The following is an 18,257-nucleotide window of genomic DNA, read 5'->3' as shown; positions in this document are numbered from 1 at the left end:
ATATCTTCTTCTAAAAAGTATTTTTTTTCGGTCAACAGTAATATTGACCAGCGCATTAGCAGTTGGCTACCTGATTTTTTATGCAATTTTTTATAGCTAATTGCTCAATGCATTACTGCTCTTTGTACAATCTTCTATACAAACCTGGCATCAAACTAATAGCTAACACCTTAAACATATCTTTTCGGGGCATGGCCCGCGCGGCTAAACGGCTCCTCAAAGCTTGTAATAAATAGGGCCGGGCTTCACTATAACGCTCCTGAGTATTGAGCGAACTAGCTAATGCTTGGTAAGCATCAGCAATTTTAATCATAAAATTACGGTGCTGTATAAAGGCTAGGTGCTGGTCTAAGTTTTTATACATACGGATTAGGCCCAACAAGAAAGCTTCTTTTTTCGCGGTTTGAGTTACGCCGCCTGAATTAACTCGGTAAATGCTCATTTCTTCGTTTAGAAAGCCTATTCTACCTTTATTACCCAGTATAGCAAACAGTGGTAAGTCGACTACTACCGACTGATGAATCCACTCAGGCAACTCAAGCATTAAGGCCCGGCGATATACAACGGAACCAGTGGCAATATGCCATTCGCCGGTTACGTCAAACAAAGTAAATTCTGGTTTCTGCTCTTGCGTCATCTGGTGGCTGGCTGGCGGAGCCCCGCCACCTTCATAGAGAACGCGGGCATTATGAAAGCAAAAACTAAAGTCAGGATTAGCCTCCAAGAAGTCAACTTGCTTTTGCAGTTTATGCGGATTAGTCCAATAATCATCGCCTTCTAGGAGCGCTACGTAGGTGCCTCGGCACTGGTGCATAGTTGCATCCCAATTACGTGAAACTCCCAGATTTTTTTCGCGCCACAGTACCCGGATTCGGTCAGCATGCGACTGTTCATAGCGTCGTAGTATCGCCCGAGTCTGGTCTGTAGAGTAATCTTCCCCAACTACTATTTCATAGTTGAAATCGACCTGCTGAACCAGAACGCTGTCCAGGGCAGCTTCTATATAAGCTTCCTGATTATATGTTACCATCATTACGCTCACGAGTGGAATCGTAGCATCTGGCTGTTTCGGCATGATAGCTAATAACTAAAATTCGAGCGTTTAGTAATTTAATCTGTAATCGGGCGCATTAATTAGCTATCAGCTGCTTGCTTGCGGATAGCACGAGCTGGAATGCCAACTACTATCTCATAGGGGCCGACATGGCGCGTAACCACTGCCCCTGCGCCGACTACCGCTCCCACGCCTATTGTAACCCGTGGCAGTATAATTGCGCCTGCTCCTACTTGCGCAAAGTCGCCTACCCGAACATGGCCCAGCAACTGAGCACCGGGTGAAATCTCACAGTAGCGCCCTACAACTACATTATGGTGAAGAGCAGCCCGGGCATTCACCAAGCTCCCTTCCCCCACTATCACCTCATTGCTAATTAAAGCACCATCCATCACGTTGAGCCCCGGCTCTAATACTACCTCGTGGCGGCCAACTTGTGCCGTGGCAGCAACCACAGTGTGTAGTACGCCGCCCCAATCCATTGCTTGCCGAGCCAAGCGCTCACGCAGGTACCCTCCACCTATGCCAATAACAACACGTACATCCTGATGCAGTTGGGCTATAGCTTCCGAAGCCGAATGTAAAACCGGATACTTCCCATACAAATGAGTAGGCGCATCATTATTCACATTATCGAAAAAGCAAAGCTTTTTTACTGCAAGGCTCTCCAGTACTTGTAGCAACTCAATGGCGTGTCCGCGGGCACCAAGTATAAGCATATATCTATATTACTTCATTGACAAATTGCGCAATTTTTTCTACCTGGCTCACTTCCAAATCATAATATAAGGGCAGGCATAGTACGCGGTGCGAAATATCTTCGGAGACCGGAGCAGGCTGCGGCTTCACATAGTTTAGGGTATTGAGCGAGGGATAGAAGTAACGGCGTGGGGTTATTTCATGTCTGTTTAGGTTGTCGCGCACACGCAGCAAAACTTCTTCCGAAGGCAGCACGATAGGATAATAGGAATAGTTGTAGGCCGTATGAGGCTGGAGCATTGGCCGCACGCACTGGGTACTGTTCAAGAGAAAATCGTACCGTTCGCTTAGCATTCGGCGCTTCGCAATAAGTTCAGGCACTTTGGGCAGTACGCATAGTCCGATTGCAGCGTGAAGCTCCGAGCTTTTACCATTTACCCCCACCCCCCAGAATGCCTCGGGGCCATTATGCCCAAAATTGCGCATATAGGAAATGCGGTGGGCTAGCTCGTCATCATTGGTAATAATGCCCCCACCCTCGCCTGTATGGAACAGTTTGGTTGCATGAAAACTTAACGTCGAGATATCCCCAAAATTGAGCACCGAACTACCCTTATAAGTAACTCCGAAGGCATGAGCCGCGTCATAAATTACTCGCAGATTATGCCGCTTGGCAATAGCTTCGATAGTTTCTACGTCGCAGGGATTGCCATACACGTGCGTTGCCATTATACCTACCGTACGGGGCGTAATGTGCGCTTCCAATAAATCGGGGTCGATGCAAAGAGTGTGGGGATTAATATCCACAAAAACTGGCGTACAGCCTTCCCAAACTAAGCTAGAGGTGGTAGCAACATAGGAAAAGGGAGTAGTCAGCACTTCTCCGGCCAGTTGCAGCGCCTTGATGGCAATCTGAAGCGCAATGGTGCCATTATTTACGAAAAAGCAGTGCTTAACTCCTAGGGTGTCTTTCAAGCGTTGTTCCAGTTCTACTACCAATGGCCCAGCATTAGTTAAATACACTCGCTCCCATATTCCGGTGAGGTAGCGAACATAATCTTCCAGAGGCGGCAGATAAGACTGAGTGACGTTAATGGGCATTTTTATTCTGATTTAAAACACTGACCAGCCTGTCGGCGGGCATGTTACTACTGAACAATGAGATTCTAAGCAGCAATAATTTGCTGTATTAAGCTATCATATTGGTGCTCCGCAATAATTTCCCCCTTATTTAACTCGTAAATACGGTCGCACTCCCTTAGCGTAGTAATGCGGTGTGCTATAATAAGGATAGTGATATCGGTTTCGGCTAACTTGTTAATCGCTTCATTTACCTCTCGCTCCGTTTCATTATCTAAGGCACTGGTCGCTTCGTCTAACACCAGTACTTTAGTCTTTTTATACAGCGCCCGCGCAATACCGAGACGCTGCCGCTGTCCACCCGATAACTTGGAGCCGCGCTCTCCTATATGCGTATGCACGCCTTCGGGTAGCGACGCTACCAGCCCACTCAGAGAAGCCATCTCGATGGCATAGCTTAGCCGCGCTTCATCAATAGTAGTGTCGCCTAACGTAATATTATCTTGAATAGACGCCTGCATCAGGAACGTATCCTGCTTAACATACCCTATCAGGCGATGCCAGGCTTCGAGATACTGCGAAGTAAGTGGCTGGCCATCGATAAGCACATGGCCTTTTTGTTCCACGTAAAACCGTAGAAGCACATTCATGAGGGTAGTTTTTCCCGAACCGGAACTACCAATAAATCCTATCTTCTCGCCTTTGTGAATAGTAAGATTGATATTCTTCAAAGTAGGTGCATCCTCACTGCCAGGGAAAGTAAACTGTACTTGGTCGAACACAATACTGCGCTCAAAATGCAAGGGCAGTTGCTGCGGGTGCGGAGCCTCATTATACACTGGCTCGCGGTACATCTCCAAGTTCTCAATACTAGACTGACTTTGCTTAATCTGTAGCAGCGCGGTGAGCATGCGGTTTACCGAAGGCATTAGTCGATAGGCAGCAGCAGCAAATAACCCAACCAATGCAATAAGATTATTGGATGGGTCCGGCAGAAAAATAGCATATAAAAAAATAGTCAGCACGCCCAGAATAGCAACCATCTCAATTACCTTGAGTGGTAGCATGGAATATAAATGGCTCTGTGCTTCGAGTTCCTGAAGCTCTGCTTCATTAAGAAGAAGTTTATCCCTAAACTTATGCTGCTTGCCGGCTAATTTCAACTCTACAAATCCAGTGAACAGCTCAGCGGTGATGCCATATGAAATAGGGCGCACAACATTGATTCTGTTGCCGATAGCATGAGAGCGCCCCCGCAGGAAGCGGTAAGTAAGCAAAGTAGCCGGAACCAGAACAAACCCTAAAAGACCTAATAGCAAAGGCTTATAAAGCAAAATGCTTACTATAATAACCAATACAATTGCTATATCAGAAAATAAAATAAACAGCGGCCGCATCATCATACTCACATAATATGCTGGTACAGCAATAGCACTGTTTATGAGATTTGCGGAGCCTAACTGGTTAAAGCTCAGAAAAGGGAAATTTAAGTATTTGTTGAATTGAGATTCGATAATTTTCAATCCTACTGCTGCTGTGAACTTCGTTTGAAGGTGACTGACCCAGGTAGAAAAAAGATTTTTAAACAAAAAGAATACAAATACAACCAGTATTAGTGCCAAAAGGAAATAGCGCTCCGATTGAAAATGCAAAGCGCTGTATAAAAACCCAAAAAACTTATTAGTTTTTATGCCGCCAGGCTCCGCCGCTATCATCATTACAGGAATGAGCGAAGCCAACCCTATTACATCCAAAAAGGCAGTAACGAGTAGCAGGACGAACATCCAGCTGGCTCTACGCTTCTGCGAAGGGTCCAGATAGTAACGAATGCTATTAAGTGAGTATTTTATAATATTATTATTCATAACCATATACTTTTACTAAATAAGTCATTCGATTGACTTCTAGCTAAGCAATAACTTCTATTTACTGAAGCTGTTTGGGAAGTCGGAGCTGAAGTGGGCTGTCGGCTTTTTTGCCGGCTGTCCACTCGTTAACCGAACAATCTTGGGCGCACGATGAGCAGACAGCCAGCGATACCGCCCAACTCGACTTTCTAAACAGCTTCGCTATCCGTTTGGCAAAGGTAAGTCACAAACAGAAGCAGGAAAGGTTGGTTCTCTTGTGCTAATCTGGGCTGTTAGCTACTATACTGTGGCCCAACTGCTATGAATGCTGTTCATACTTACGACAGCCGGCTGCTATTTTATAGCCTTTAATCCAGCTTAGCTAGCCGAGCAGTTAACCAAGCTCCAAACTGGCGACTGTACCGCTTCTCCACAGCCACATGAATGAGGTAAGCCAGTGCGAGCATCAGGGCTAATGTGCCTAAAACCATCACATACTTATTAATGCCACTACCAGAATGAAAAAATAAAACAAACGCAATATCGCTATGAATTAAATAAAGAGGATAGGTTAAGGCTCCTAGCCAGGTAAGCCAAGTAAAGCGCGAGAGGTTCAACCATCTGAATGATATCAGGGCAAACAATAGAAAGAAACCCGTAACCACAACAGTAACTATGAAGGGGCTTACCAGAGAATGGTATACGCCCGTAAGCTCCAGTGCATTTTGCCGGCAACTCCTGATGGCCAGCACGTATGCCCCTGATAGCATCAGGTAGCGCCCCCAGGTACGCCCCTGGGGCTGCTGCATCAAGTAAAACAGCATCCCGGCAATAAAATAAGGGGCATAGCCCCGAATAAACAGCGTGGTAAACAGTGGGCCGGAGTAAGCCAGATGGGGCAGACCAGCATAAAGCAGCCACCCAGCTAAAAACCAATCGATGCGGGGCAGCAGCTTATAACCTATCAGCACCGAAATGAGGAAGTAGAAGGTAATCTCGATTGCTAGTGACCAATAAGGACCATCCATATCGCGCACCCCAATTAAGTCTTGCAGCATAGTCAGGTTATACACGTACTGGCCCACGGTAGCCTGCAAGTCGGCAGCCATACCCGCACCCGGGTATGCTGCGCTACCCCACATTATTTTTACTAAAAAAGTCAACGTGCAGGCGGCCCAGTAAGCGGGGTAGAGCCGCATCACCCTGGACACAAAAAATTGACGCACAGTTTTACCTTGTGCGCTAAGCAGTACTACGTAGCCAGATATAATAAAAAACAGCTCCACCCCCAGGTACCCGTAGCGGGTAATACCACTTATTTCTCTGAAAACAAGAGGGTTGTAGGAAGGCCGACCCTGCCCAAGAAAGGTATAGTGGTAAACGACAACTGCAAGTGCTGCCAAAAAACGCAGCAGGTCAATCTCATAAAAGCGGATGGGCGCGCGATGCGGTTCTGGCTCCATTATTCAGTACAGCTAAGATTATTCTACCACGCAGCCAACCCGCTCGTAGTCATTCTTGAAGCGCGCGGTCCAGGTCAACCAATCATGGTATAGCTCCTGTCCATTGGGGGTAGCCAGCAAAAAAGGGGCAAGGTAAGCAACCGCGAAATCCTTGGGGTACTGCTGCATGCTATCCAACTCACCGCCTAGCCATGCCTCATTCAGCAGGTGGTTGATGAGCAACATATCGCACCTGGTTTCCTGATAACCGTTGGTTGTCGAGGTAAGGTAGGATGTCTGAGCACTTTCTACCAGCACTTTTGCGTAACGGCTTTGCTGCTGCTGATACCAGTAGAGCGCCTTTTTTAATTGCGCTTCTTCCAGTACGCGGGTACCGGCACCTTGCCAGAGAAATAGCCAGTAGTGCTTTTCAAAAAAAGCCGCTGCTACTGCATACAGCACATACAGCGGCAATTGATAGGGCATAATATCCCGGAAAAACCCTAATTTATAGCCCACCGAGCGCACCTTAAACCGATTAGTGAAGACCAGGCTTCGCCACTGCGGAATAGTTGGCTTTATTTCTTCGATGCTCGCATCCAGCTTATGCAACTGGCCAGCTACTAGCTGTGGATTACCCTGCCACGACAGCCGCACCATCGCCAGCCGCTCGCGGCGGATGGTGGCTTCAATAGCGGAGACATCAACTGGCTGCGTAAGCCAGATATCGTCTTCAAGCAGTAAAAAGTAGTCGGTACCTGCTGCAATCGACTCTATCCAGAACTGCGTAGGAATGCCCAACGATTGATATGCCTGGCCTTGCTGGAGGTAGCCAGCGAGGATCGCAACCTTCGCTCCATAGAGTGGAGAGCGCAACATCTGTACGTCTGGATACTGTTGCGCAATGCGTGCCAGGTATTGTGGCGGGGTACCGTCGTCCAGGATTTTAATTGTGAACTCGCCAGTTACCAGTTTGTAGATGCTTTGTAAGCATCGGTCCAGATAATAGGCTCGGTTACAAGATTTAATAAAGATATCTATCATACTCCAGCAAAAGGGCGAATTATTAAACCGGAATGACGGGCATAGGCGGTACCAGCAACACCCGGCGCAGGCGCTGGGGCACGTAGTGACCTAGTGGGCCGCGCAGGTATAGTATCCAGACAAAAGCGCTTAATGTGCCTCCTACTACCGAAGCTACCACCAGAAAGCTTGACCAGTTAGTTGGCAGGTATTCGCGCACTACGTGCACTGCCTCGTATAGAAATATTCCTATTAGGCTCACCCCCAGCACGGGCTTGGCTAGTCCGTGCCAGAAATATTGAATAAGTGAAACGCCTAAGTGTTTGTGTAGCAGGTATGGCACATACCATGACGATGTAACCAGAGCTGCCAGAATGGTACCCAGCAAAATACCATTAAGCCCTAGTACCCGGCCCAGTGCGACTGAAATGGTGATATTCAGCACCGCTTCGATAATAGCGGCTAGGCTCGAAGCCTGGACTATTCCCCTGGCATCCAAAAACTGTACACCAGTACGGGTGATAGTTTGCTGCACCATCACGATGAGCGCCAGAATCAGCGTAGAAATCCCAGCAAAAAATGAGCTACCTACCCATAGGTGAATAAACCAGTCGTCAAGCAACAGCATAGACCAGCACGCCAGCATACTCAAGCTGACCATCAGTACCATCATACGCTCGAAGTTCAGACGAATACGCTCCTCTCCTTCGTGCACGGCTATTTCTGCTAAAGCCGGTACAGCATTCCCTAAGATACTGGTGAGCAGGTTCATACCCACCTCCGGAATGCGTACCGTGATGGAAAAAATAGTTACTAAGCTTAGAGTCAATATCTTACCAATAACCAGCCGATCTGTAAATAAAATAACTTGAGCTGCCAAACCATGCAAGAACATGAAAAACCCGTATCCCATCATGGTATGAACCAGTTCCTTATCGAAGAAACGCCAGTGTACCCGCAGATACGGATAATATCTACGCACCATCCCAATCTGCAGGATAAGCGTGAGGGAAAACTGGAATAGGTTGGCATACATAAACGACCACAGTCCATAGCCATTAGCCAATAATCCTATGGTCACGCCAGTAGTCAGAATACTAACAATGAACAGGGGCGTACCTATCAATGCCTGTCGGTGGTGGGCGTAAAAAATGCTACCTAGCCCACGCTGCATAAACTGCCCGGCTATTACCAGACTCAAGGTCATCACGATAGGCACTGCCGGAGCCGCCAAGTCGGGGCGCAGGTGGTAAAACCCTGGTAAATAAGGTGCGAACAAGCAACCACCTAAAATGGTAATTAATCCGAATACTCCACCCGTTACCATTGCAGTACTAATGATGCGGTTAAGCATTAGGCGATTTTGCTCGTTATCGGCCCGGTGCAGGGCTAACTGACGGTTGACTGCCGTTGATAAGCCAAAATCGAAAAGAGACAGGTAGTTGATAATCTGGTAGAAAATGATAGAAAGACCATACGCCTCTTTATCAAGATACCGTATCATCAGCGGGGTGCTGACGATTGACACTGCCATAGAAATAATAGTATAGGCTTGCGTAGAAATGGTTCCCCAAAATGCTGCCTTACTACGCGATACATTAGTCATAATTTATATCATCACGAAGCTGTTATCTACTACTCAGCCTTGAGGCTTTCGCCCCAGTAATTGCCGCACTGTTTTATATCTGACACCAACTTTGGCTAGCAACCAAAAAATCAGAAGCTTTATCCGCTTTGTTTCCTGAAAGGCGTACCATAACCTACTTGCTGCATCTTGGCCATTATCTGCATAGTAGTGTTCCGCTTGGTCGGCAAGATTGTGCCGAGCCGCAGCCCATTCGACAGGGCCTACGAAATTACTTTTGCGGTAAATTCGAAAGTACGTCTCGTTGAGTGACAGACGGTTAGCATGAATAGCGGAAGTATTATGTACTCGATAAGCCCCTAAATTTTCGGGTAAGTAAACAAAGTGAAACTTTCGCGACAGCCGTATCCACATGTCCAGGTCTTCGGAAAAGAGATTCAGGTCATACTCACCAGTTTGGTCAAGCGCAGCACGCCGCATGGTAGTAGTAAGTGCCGGCAGATAGAACCCTGTAAGGAGCGGCACGATGATATTACCCTGGGGCGGGTTATCAGCAAACCCTGCATCGAAAAGCCGCAAAAAACTAGGCGCTACCTCTTTACCTTGCGAATCAATAATTTGGCAATCAGTATATACAGCCCCACACTCTGGGCCATGACGCTCAAACTCAGCAATAGTAGCCGCTAGCAGGTTGGGTGCTAGCACATCGTCGGAGCCAACAAGCGAAAGGTATTCACCCTTAGCATGAGCCCGACAGTCACTAAAGGTTTGGACAATGCCCTGATTGCGTTCGTGCTGAATAAAAGTAGCTGGGTAACCAGTAAGGGCCAGCCAGTTAGTAATAATTGCGGCAGAGTTATCAGTAGAGCAATCATCAACAATAATTAACTCAACAGCGGGGTAAGTCTGCTGTCGAACACTTTCCAACAATTCCTCCAAGTAAGGACCATTATTATAGGAGGCTATTCCAACGCTCACCAAAGGGATAGTAGACATAGTATGCAAGAGTGTGAGCTAGGATGAATAAGTAGGCATACTACTCAGGTTTTAATCCCTGGTCGATTTCCTGATAGTAGCGGCTTCCATCAACTGAAACCCAGCGGCCGGCACCAGCAGCCACTAGTTTTTGCCCCATTTCATCTACCCATCCATGCTGTCGGGCCGGGCTACCATATACTAATGCATAGTCGGGTACGTTGCGGGTTACTACTGAACCGATACCTGTAAGCGCATAGCGGCCTACGGTAATTCCGGCCAGAATGGTACTGTTGGCGCCAAGAGAAGCTCCTTGTTTTACCAAAGTATTTAATAAGCTATATGAGTTATTTTTACTACGCGGGCGCACATCGTTGGTGAATACTACACTCGGCCCTACAAAAACGTTGTCTTCCAGGGTAATGCCATCCCAGAGATAAACTCCACACTTAATAGTTACATTGTCGCCCAAGCGTACCTGTCCCTCAATAAAGCAGTGGTCGCAAATATTACAGTGCTTTCCGATAAGGGCGCCAGGTAGTACATGAGCAAAGGCCCATATGCGGGTTCCTTCACCAATGGCCTGTGTTTCGACCAGTGCCTGCGGATGAGAATAATAAGATGCCTCAGGAATCATAGGTAACAGCCAAAGCCCTAAAAGTACTATAGTCGCGAATGTATTCATCTTCTTGGTATTCCATAGAAGCCAAGCACATCAACACAGCATTGTGAGAAAACTTGATAGTGCGCCAATAGTGACGTGGTATATATAGCCCTATATTTGGCGAATCGAGCAGAAAGGTTTGGACCTTCCCATTCAAGCCTTCCAGGGTAAACTCAATATGGCCACTGACAGCGAAAATCAACTGCTCTAACTCGTGGTGTGCATGATGACCCCGAATAACGGAGTCGGGTGTGAAATACGTCCAGTATACTCGCTGGATAGTGAAGGGCAAGTTACTATTCTGCCCTACCGTGATGTATCCGAGAGAAGGTGAACCTATTTTAGCCAACTCAATGAAATGTGGAACAGCCATACTATCTTTTACCCAAATCGGGTGGCGGGCGTAAGTGAAACGTTATGCCTGTAAGAAGTTGCGTACCGCAGTAGCTACCTCAATTACTTGGGCTTCGGTTATCCCAGGCCACATAGGTAGGCTAAGGCTGGTAGCAGCTAGTTCTTCGGCAAGAGGATAAGCCCCAGAGGGTGCGTGCAAATGCGCATAAGCTTGCTGGCGATGCGGCGGTACCGGATAGTGAATAAGCGTGCCGATATTGGCCTGCGTCAAGTGCTGCTGCAAGGCATCGCGCCGGGCCGTGCGCACGACGTATAGGTGGTAAACGTGCGTAGCACCGTCGGCTACTTTGGGAAGTGAAAGGCCCTCCACAGCGGATAAGTACTGGTGATAGTAAGCCGCTACCTGCTGGCGCTGGGCCGTCCATTCTGGCAGTTGGCGTAGCTTCACACGTAATACAGCAGCTTGCAGCTCATCGAGGCGAGAATTATACCCTATTACTTCATTATAGTATTTCTGCTGCGAACCGTAATTACGTAGTGTCCGAATTTTGGCTGCTAGCAGGTCGCCGTTGGTAGTTACGGCCCCGGCATCGCCAATGGCACCTAAATTTTTACCAGGGTAAAAGCTAGTTCCATTCACTTGGCCAAAGCTGCCAGTGAGTTGACCATTGAAGCTTGCGCCCTGCGCCTGAGCGTTATCTTCGACTACCCACAGGCCATGCTTGCGAGCCACCTCCATTATAAGACTCATCTCACACGCCTGCCCGTACAAATGAACAGGCATAATTCCTTTAGTGCGCGCCGTAATCGCAGCCTCAAGGCGAGTTGGGTCCAGATTATAGGTCAGTGGGTCAGGCTCGACTGGCACCGGCACTGCTCCCAGATAAGAGACCGCGAGCCAGGTGGCGATGTACGTGTTACTAGGTACGATTACTTCATCGCCCGCTTGCACCCCTAGCGCTGCCAAAGACAAGTGCAGCGCGTCCAATCCATTCGCAACCCCTATTGTATAATTCGTATGGTTAAATATACTGTACTCCCTTTCAAAGGCCTCAACCTGTTCGCCCAGTACATACCATTGTTTGTCATACACTTCAGCTATCGCAGATAGCACTTCTGACCTAACTGCGGTATGCTGTGAATTCAGCGATAAAAATGGTATTGCCATGAAACCTAAGATAGAGTACAAAAATTTACTTAGAACAAAAGTAACGCTGAAGAGCTGATTTAGGCCCTTCCTACTTGAACTGTTTGCTCTAAACTGAGGTAGTAGGGCGTCGCTGCCTGCCCATCCTACATTACCCGGCAGACTGCCTCGGTCCGAAAGGCCGCATCATACTTAGTTCGCTGCCGTTTACCGGCTAGTTTTGCTGCTTCAATGAGAGGGAAGTTACTATATTCGTATTCGTCTTTATATTAGGATTTAAATATATATAAATAATAATTTATTTATCAATCATTGACAGGCTCCGATGCGCATCCAGACAGCTACAGAACTGGTCAAAAAATAGCCCGCCGCCGAGTTACTCCAGCGGCAGGCTGTTACCCAATAGTGCAGTAGCGCTACCCCACGTGTTCTTTAAAATACTCCAGCGTCCGGCGTAGCCCCTCGGCTCGGCCTACTTTTGGCTCCCAGCCCAGAATCTCCTTAGCCAGAGTAATATCGGGCTTGCGCTTCATCGGGTCGTTTTCGGGCAAAGCTTGATACGTTGGCTTAAACTCGACGCCGGTAAGACGGGCGATTTCTTCGCCGAATTCCTTGATAGTTATTTCGTCGGGGTTACCAATGTTTACCGGCAGTGCATAATCGCTGAGCAGCAGGCGGTAGATACCCTCCACCAAATCATCGACGTAGCAGAAGGAGCGAGTTTGGGAGCCGTCGCCGAATACCGTCAGGTTTTCCCCGCGCAGGGCTTGCGAGAGGAAAGCCGGCAGCACGCGGCCATCGTCGAGGCGCATGCGGGGGCCGTAGGTGTTGAAGATGCGGATAATACGCGTTTCCAGGCCGTGGTGCGTGTGGTAAGCCATGGTGATGGCTTCCTGAAAGCGCTTGGCTTCGTCGTAGCAGCCGCGCGGACCGACGGGGTTCACGTTGCCGAAGTAGGTTTCTACCTGCGGGTGGACTTCCGGGTCACCATACACCTCGGAGGTGCTGGCAATCAGCATTCGGGCGCCTTTCACGCGGGCCAGCCCCAACAGATTATGGGTGCCCAGCGAACCAACTTTCAGGGTTTGAATCGGGATTTTGAGGTAGTCAATCGGCGAGGCTGGCGAGGCGAAGTGCAGAATGTAGTCCAGTTTCCCCGGCACGAACACAAACTTGCTCACGTCGTGGTGGTGAAACTCGAAGTCCTCGCGCTTGAAAAGATGCTCGATGTTGGACAAATCCCCGGTAATCAGGTTGTCCATTGCTATCACATGATAACCTTCAGCCAAAAACCGGTCGCATAGGTGTGAGCCCAGGAAACCAGCGCCGCCGGTGATAAGAACGCGTTTTTTGTCAGACATAGAAAAAGCTGGATGCCATACTGCACGGGCAACGCATGACTAAGAATTGATAAACTAGGAGGCGGGCTCTTTATGGTAGGTTTTTACGCCAATGCAGTGGTAAGCGAAGCCGGCTTCTTTCATCTCGACCGGGTCGTAGATATTGCGGCCGTCGAAAATCACTTTTTGCTTCAGCAGCCGACCTACTACTTCAAAGGAGGGAGAGCGGAACTCGGGCCATTCCGTCACAACCAGCAGGGCATCGGCGTCTACCAGGGCCTCAAACTGGTCTTTAGCGTACGTGATGGTGTCGCCCAGCGTATGCTTGGCTTCGTTGACAGCCACCGGGTCATAGGCCGAAACTGTGGCGCCTTCGGCCAGCAGCTTTTCAATAATCACCAGCGACGGCGCTTCGCGCATGTCATCGGTTTTTGGCTTGAATGATAAGCCCCAGATGGCGAACTTCTTTCCTTTCAGGTTTCCACCGAAGTGCTTCTTTACTTTATTGAACAGCACTTCTTTTTGCGCTTCATTAACGCCTTCTACCGCTTGCAGCACCTGCATCTGGTAGCCGTTTTCCTGGGCTGTTTTGATGAGAGCCTTTACATCTTTCGGGAAGCAGGAGCCACCGTAACCGATGCCCGGATAGATAAACTTGGTGCCGATGCGGGCATCGGAGCCAATACCCTGGCGCACTTTGTTTACGTCGGCCCCCATAATTTCGCAGAGGTTGGCAATATCGTTCATAAACGATATTTTGGTCGCCAACATAGAGTTTGCCGCATATTTAGTCATCTCAGCCGACGGGATATCCATGAAGATAATCGGGTGGCCGTTGAGCAGGAAGGGCTTGTAGAGGCGGCGCATTACCTCCTCGGCTCGCTCAGAGCTGACGCCGACCACGATGCGGTCGGGCTTGAGAAAGTCGTCGATGGCAGCGCCTTCCTTCAGAAACTCAGGGTTGGAAGCTACGTCAAATTCTATATCGACACCGCGCTTACCTAGTGCCTGCTCAATCTCGGCGCGCACCTTGGCCGCTGTACCAACGGGCACTGTGCTCTTCGTCACAATAACACCGTAATTATTCATGCTTTCACCAATGCCCCGCGCTACCGCCAGCACGTATTTCAGGTCGGCCGAACCATCTTCACCAGGAGGCGTGCCCACTGCAATAAACGCTACATCAGCCCCTTTAATGGCCTCACTCAACTTAGTGGAAAAGTGCAAGCGGTCGGCCTTTACATTGCGCGCCACCATTTCCTCCAGGCCGGGCTCATAGATGGGTAGAATGCCATCACGCAGGTTAGCAATCTTTTTCTCGTCGATGTCAATACAAGTAACATCGATACCAACTTCGGCAAAACAGGTACCCGTAACCAGCCCAACATAGCCGGTGCCTACTACTGCGATTTTCATAAATAGAAATTGGAACGGAGTGCTAAGCCGTTAGGTACTAATAGGAACAACTGGTAAAAAGCCAAAAACACTGTTCACAAGGCCCCAATGACCTATGCCATATAATGTTTCCACCAGTACTGGAACACGATAAGGGCCCAGATGCGGGCGTGCGCGTCGCCCGGATTATTTGAAAACAGCTGTTTTTTTAGCTTTTGCACGGCCGCCACATCGAAAATGCCCTGGCCGGCCACGAACTCATCCGCCAGCAGGTCCTGCTCGATGAGGGGGCGCAGCTCGCCGCGCATCCACTTTAGCAGCGGTACCTCGAAGCCGTGCTTGGGGCGGTCGTAGAGCTCGGGGGGCAGCATGGGCCGGAAGGCATCCTGCACGATTTTCTTCTTCATCGTGCCATCAACCTTGCTGCTGACGGGCAGCGAGAAGGCGAAGTTAACCACCTTATAGTCCAGAAACGGAGTTCTGACTTCCAGCGAATTAGCCATGCTCATCAGGTCGACCTTGGTGAGCATGTCGTAGGGTAGCACCAGCTGCGTATCGGTGAGCAGCACCTCGTTGAGGTCGCCATCGGCGTGAATGTTCTCCAGGATGTCCTTACGGCGCTTGGCGGCCAGCTTCTTGCCTACTTTCTGGCGGCTGGCGGGGCTGAGCAGGCTGGTAGCTTCCTTTTCAGAGGCAAAGCTGGCCCAGTCCCAGTACCGGTCTTTGGGGCCGCTGAGCATGCCGCGCGAGAAGCGCTGGAACTGCCGGATTTTATTGCCGAAGTACGAGTTGCGCGACTTGGGCAGAATATCCCAGAGCAAGTTCAGGCCGGTAACGGCTTCGGCCTTAAAGCCGCCCTGCCGCACCCGGAAATCGCCCATGTGCTTGTTGTAGCCGCCAAAAATCTCGTCGGCGCCGTCGCCGCTCAGCGCCACCGTTACGTGCTGGCGGGTGCGCTGGCTGAGAATATGAACGGCCAGGGCCGAGGAATCGGCAAACGGCTCGTCGAAGTAGTCGAGCATCTGAAAGATGTGCTCGTACAAGTCGTTGTTGCTCAGTGAGAACACCGTATGATTGGTGTTGTGCATCTTCGCTACCAGGTTGGCGTACTTGGTTTCATCGAAGAAAGGCTCGTCGCGGAAGCCGATGCTGAACGTGTTGAGGTGCGGCGTGTGGCGGGTAGCCAGGGCCGTTACCACGCTCGAGTCGATGCCCCCGCTCAGGAAGGAGCCCAGCGGCACGTCGGCCACGAGCCGGCGCTCCACGGCTTCGTCCATGAGCGTCACCAGCTTTTTCTGCTGCTCGTCGTAAGTAAGCTTGTTTTTAGCGACCTTTTTGGGGTCGTAGGGTATCTTATACCAGCGCTTGCGCACTACTTTATCACCCTGGATAAAGAGATAGTGGCCGGGCAGCAGCTTCTTCACTCCCTTAAAAATGGTAGCCGGCCCCGGAATATAGTTGAGCTGCAGGTACTGGCTGAGCGCTACGTAATCGAGCTTGCGCGGCACGCCCAGCGCCAGCAGCGACTTCAGCTCGGAGCCAAACAGCAGCTGGTCTTCGTCGCGGTACACGTGTAGCGGCTTTACGCCGTAGCGGTCGCGGGCGATGAACAGCGAGTTCTCTTCCTTATCATAAATCGCGAAGCCAAAAAAGCCATTAAGCTTTTTGATGAATCCCCGGCCTTCGCTGATATAGAGATTAAGAATTACTTCGGTATCGGTCTGTGAATGAAACTGATAGCCTTTTCTAACCAGCTTTTCGCGCAGCTCACGAAAGTTAAATATCTCCCCGTTAAATACAATAGTGTAGCGACCCGAGGCATCGGTCATCGGCTGGTTGCCATCGGCCGAGAGGTCGAGAATGGCCAGCCGCCGAAAACCCAGGCCACACTGGTCGTACACGAAATGCCCCTGCGAGTCGGGCCCGCGGCGCACAATGGCGTCGGTGGCCGCCTGCAAGCGGGTCAGGGCCGAACGGCCGGAATCGGAGAAGGCGTAGGCGCCGGTTATTCCACACATAGCTAGGCCGCAAAGATAGGGCTCAACCAAGGCTCATGGGTGCGCTATAGGAAGAGTACCCTCGTTTATGGAAGTGAGAAGCGTAACCTGAGGCCTCTTCTACTAGTAAAGCCAGCTGGGAAAAGGCGCTGACTCTTTTCCGTTTTACCCACTATGTCTCCCCTCCCCTTTTCCATGAGCTTACAACAGGAATTTGAAGCTGCCGTGCAGCAAGTCAACAACTTACCGGCCGATACTGCCTCGCAGCACATGACAGCGCTTTATGGCCTCTACAAACAGGCCACGGAAGGCGATGTCAATATGAAGCATAATGAAGTGGATGCCGAGGGAGCCAACCAAGCCAGTGGGCCGGCGGGCCTTTCGCAAGCGCAGTGGGACTCGTGGGATAAGTACAAAGGCCTGCCCGAGGACGAAGCCAAGCGCCAGTATGTAGCCCAGGTAGCTGAGCTGACTGGCAGCAACCCGAACGGCGGCTCCGACGCCGGCGCTGTGCCCACCGATGCGCTTACTAATGCGCCCTTAGCCCCCGATGCGCCGCTGCCAACCGGCAAAGAGAACGATACGGTTTCGCGGCAGGCCGACTTCGGTCCCGGCGAAAGCACGGGCGGCCTGCGGGGCGACATTACCGCCGGCGCGCCCTACGGCGGTGAGGATAAGCTAAAAGGCAATCAGTAGATAGGGCAAAGCCGCTTTGACAAAGAGCTTACTCCAGGTCAGAGCGGCTTTTAGCCTGCTATCACAAGGATTTTCGATATATATTATAAATAATACGTCGGTCCAGCTCGGTCAGGGTCGGGCGGGTATCGGTTTGGACAAAATGGCGCTTGAAGGCGCTGATGGCGGCGGGCAAATCCTGGGTGTCGTAGCCGATAATGCGCAGGGCTTCGCGGGGGGTAAGGCCCGGCAGCGGCCGGCCCAGCGAGTCGGAAGCGAAGGGCGCGGCAGTAGTATCGCTAAGCACCGCCGCATCGTACCAGAGGCCAAAGCCGCGCGCCGCCAGCTTTTGCCAGGGAAACAGGGCGCTCGGGTCGCTTTTGCGCGTGGGGGCAATATCGCCGTGGCCGATAAAATTGGCTACCGGAATATTGTATGCCCGCTTCAGGCTGCCCAGCACTTTCAGCAGGCTGGCCAGCTGCGCGGCCTGAAACGGCTCGGTGCCGTCGTTATCCAGCTCAATACCAATCGAAACAGAGTTGATATCGGTGATGCTGCCCCAGCGCGCCACCCCGCCATGCCAGGCACGCAGGTAGTCGCTGAGCAGATGGTACACCTGGCCATCACGGCCGATTACGTAGTGCGCACTTACCTGCGTCTTCGTCTGAGCAAACGTTTTGAGAGTCTGCTCGGTACTTTTCTGCGCCGTGTGGTGGATGATGACGTAGTTGGGCTTGCGCAGATTAAAATTGACGGTACCTACCCAATACGGAGTGGCGGGCAGGCTGTCGGCCGGCGCGGCCGGCTGGGCTTGCAGCTGCCGGGCAAAGGCTTTGGCCTGCCGACGGTACACTTTGTTGGTCGCGGCGTAGGGATTACGAACGCAGGCAGTAGCCACCCCCGCCAGCGCTAGTAGCATAGTCATTTTTTTCATAAGACCAGTACTTAAAACAGAACGTCATGCTGCGCAAGCTCAGCAT

At 50.3% G+C, this 18,257-nt stretch carries 16 protein-coding genes; 1 reads left to right on the top strand and 15 read right to left on the bottom strand.

Annotation, left to right across the window (positions count from 1 at the left end; translation table 11 throughout):
* Positions 1-112 precede the first annotated feature (112 nt).
* From F6X24_RS08865 to asnB, 14 genes are all read right to left on the bottom strand, one after another.
* Positions 113-1,075: a glycosyltransferase family 2 protein gene (locus tag F6X24_RS08865; RefSeq protein ID WP_151087658.1), complete on the bottom strand. Its 963-nt coding sequence runs from the start codon at positions 1,073-1,075 to the stop codon at positions 113-115.
* Positions 1,076-1,134: 59 nt separating this feature from the next.
* The gene (locus tag F6X24_RS08860) at positions 1,135-1,773 is read right to left on the bottom strand and encodes a PglD-related sugar-binding protein (protein WP_151087657.1); all 639 of its coding nucleotides are present in this window, start codon (positions 1,771-1,773) and stop codon (positions 1,135-1,137) included.
* Positions 1,774-1,777: 4 nt separating this feature from the next.
* Entirely contained in the window at positions 1,778-2,854 is a 1,077-nt protein-coding gene (locus tag F6X24_RS08855) for a DegT/DnrJ/EryC1/StrS family aminotransferase (protein ID WP_151087656.1), read from the bottom strand.
* A gap of 65 nt (positions 2,855-2,919) precedes the next feature.
* Positions 2,920-4,698, bottom strand: a complete 1,779-nt coding sequence (locus F6X24_RS08850; protein WP_191906521.1) for an ABC transporter ATP-binding protein — start codon at positions 4,696-4,698, stop codon at positions 2,920-2,922.
* 350 nt (positions 4,699-5,048) lie between these two features.
* A complete protein-coding gene (locus F6X24_RS08845) occupies positions 5,049-6,143 on the bottom strand; it encodes an acyltransferase family protein (protein WP_151087654.1) in 1,095 nt (364 codons plus the stop codon).
* An 18-nt stretch (positions 6,144-6,161) separates the two neighbouring features.
* On the bottom strand, positions 6,162-7,166 hold the full coding sequence (locus F6X24_RS08840) for a glycosyltransferase family 2 protein (protein WP_151087653.1): 1,005 nt from the start codon (positions 7,164-7,166) through the stop codon (positions 6,162-6,164).
* Between the two features lie 22 nt (positions 7,167-7,188).
* Positions 7,189-8,751: a lipopolysaccharide biosynthesis protein gene (locus F6X24_RS08835; RefSeq protein ID WP_151087652.1), complete on the bottom strand. Its 1,563-nt coding sequence runs from the start codon at positions 8,749-8,751 to the stop codon at positions 7,189-7,191.
* A 33-nt stretch (positions 8,752-8,784) separates the two neighbouring features.
* Positions 8,785-9,726, bottom strand: coding sequence for a glycosyltransferase (locus F6X24_RS08830; RefSeq protein WP_151087651.1), 942 nt, complete (start codon positions 9,724-9,726; stop codon positions 8,785-8,787).
* A gap of 40 nt (positions 9,727-9,766) precedes the next feature.
* A complete protein-coding gene (locus tag F6X24_RS08825; protein ID WP_151087650.1) occupies positions 9,767-10,342 on the bottom strand; it encodes an N-acetyltransferase in 576 nt (191 codons plus the stop codon).
* Entirely contained in the window at positions 10,332-10,742 is a 411-nt protein-coding gene (locus F6X24_RS19435) for a sugar 3,4-ketoisomerase (RefSeq protein ID WP_151087649.1), read from the bottom strand. The genes F6X24_RS08825 and F6X24_RS19435 overlap by 11 nt, the downstream gene beginning before the upstream one ends.
* A 42-nt stretch (positions 10,743-10,784) precedes the next feature.
* A complete protein-coding gene (locus F6X24_RS08815) occupies positions 10,785-11,891 on the bottom strand; it encodes a DegT/DnrJ/EryC1/StrS family aminotransferase (protein WP_151087648.1) in 1,107 nt (368 codons plus the stop codon).
* Between the two features lie 395 nt (positions 11,892-12,286).
* Positions 12,287-13,231, bottom strand: coding sequence for a UDP-glucuronic acid decarboxylase family protein (locus F6X24_RS08810; protein WP_151087647.1), 945 nt, complete (start codon positions 13,229-13,231; stop codon positions 12,287-12,289).
* A 54-nt stretch (positions 13,232-13,285) separates the two neighbouring features.
* Complete coding sequence (locus F6X24_RS08805; protein WP_151087646.1) at positions 13,286-14,626, bottom strand: UDP-glucose dehydrogenase family protein; 1,341 nt, start codon at positions 14,624-14,626, stop codon at positions 13,286-13,288.
* Positions 14,627-14,718: 92 nt separating this feature from the next.
* On the bottom strand, positions 14,719-16,623 hold the full coding sequence (asnB, locus tag F6X24_RS08800; protein ID WP_151087645.1) for an asparagine synthase (glutamine-hydrolyzing): 1,905 nt from the start codon (positions 16,621-16,623) through the stop codon (positions 14,719-14,721).
* A gap of 153 nt (positions 16,624-16,776) precedes the next feature.
* Between asnB and F6X24_RS08795 the strand changes: the two genes are divergently transcribed.
* Positions 16,777-17,298: an acyl-CoA-binding protein gene (locus tag F6X24_RS08795; RefSeq protein WP_151087644.1), complete on the top strand. Its 522-nt coding sequence runs from the start codon at positions 16,777-16,779 to the stop codon at positions 17,296-17,298.
* Between the two features lie 61 nt (positions 17,299-17,359).
* On the opposite strand, the gene F6X24_RS08790 is transcribed toward F6X24_RS08795, so the two are convergent.
* Complete coding sequence (locus tag F6X24_RS08790; protein WP_151087643.1) at positions 17,360-18,211, bottom strand: N-acetylmuramoyl-L-alanine amidase; 852 nt, start codon at positions 18,209-18,211, stop codon at positions 17,360-17,362.
* Positions 18,212-18,257: the final 46 nt, after the last annotated feature.

This window comes from Hymenobacter baengnokdamensis (assembly GCF_008728635.1).
Taxonomy (GTDB): Bacteria; Bacteroidota; Bacteroidia; order Cytophagales; family Hymenobacteraceae; genus Hymenobacter; species Hymenobacter baengnokdamensis.
Note: the sequence above shows the minus strand (reverse complement) of the source record. Positions and strands in the feature narration are given on the sequence as shown.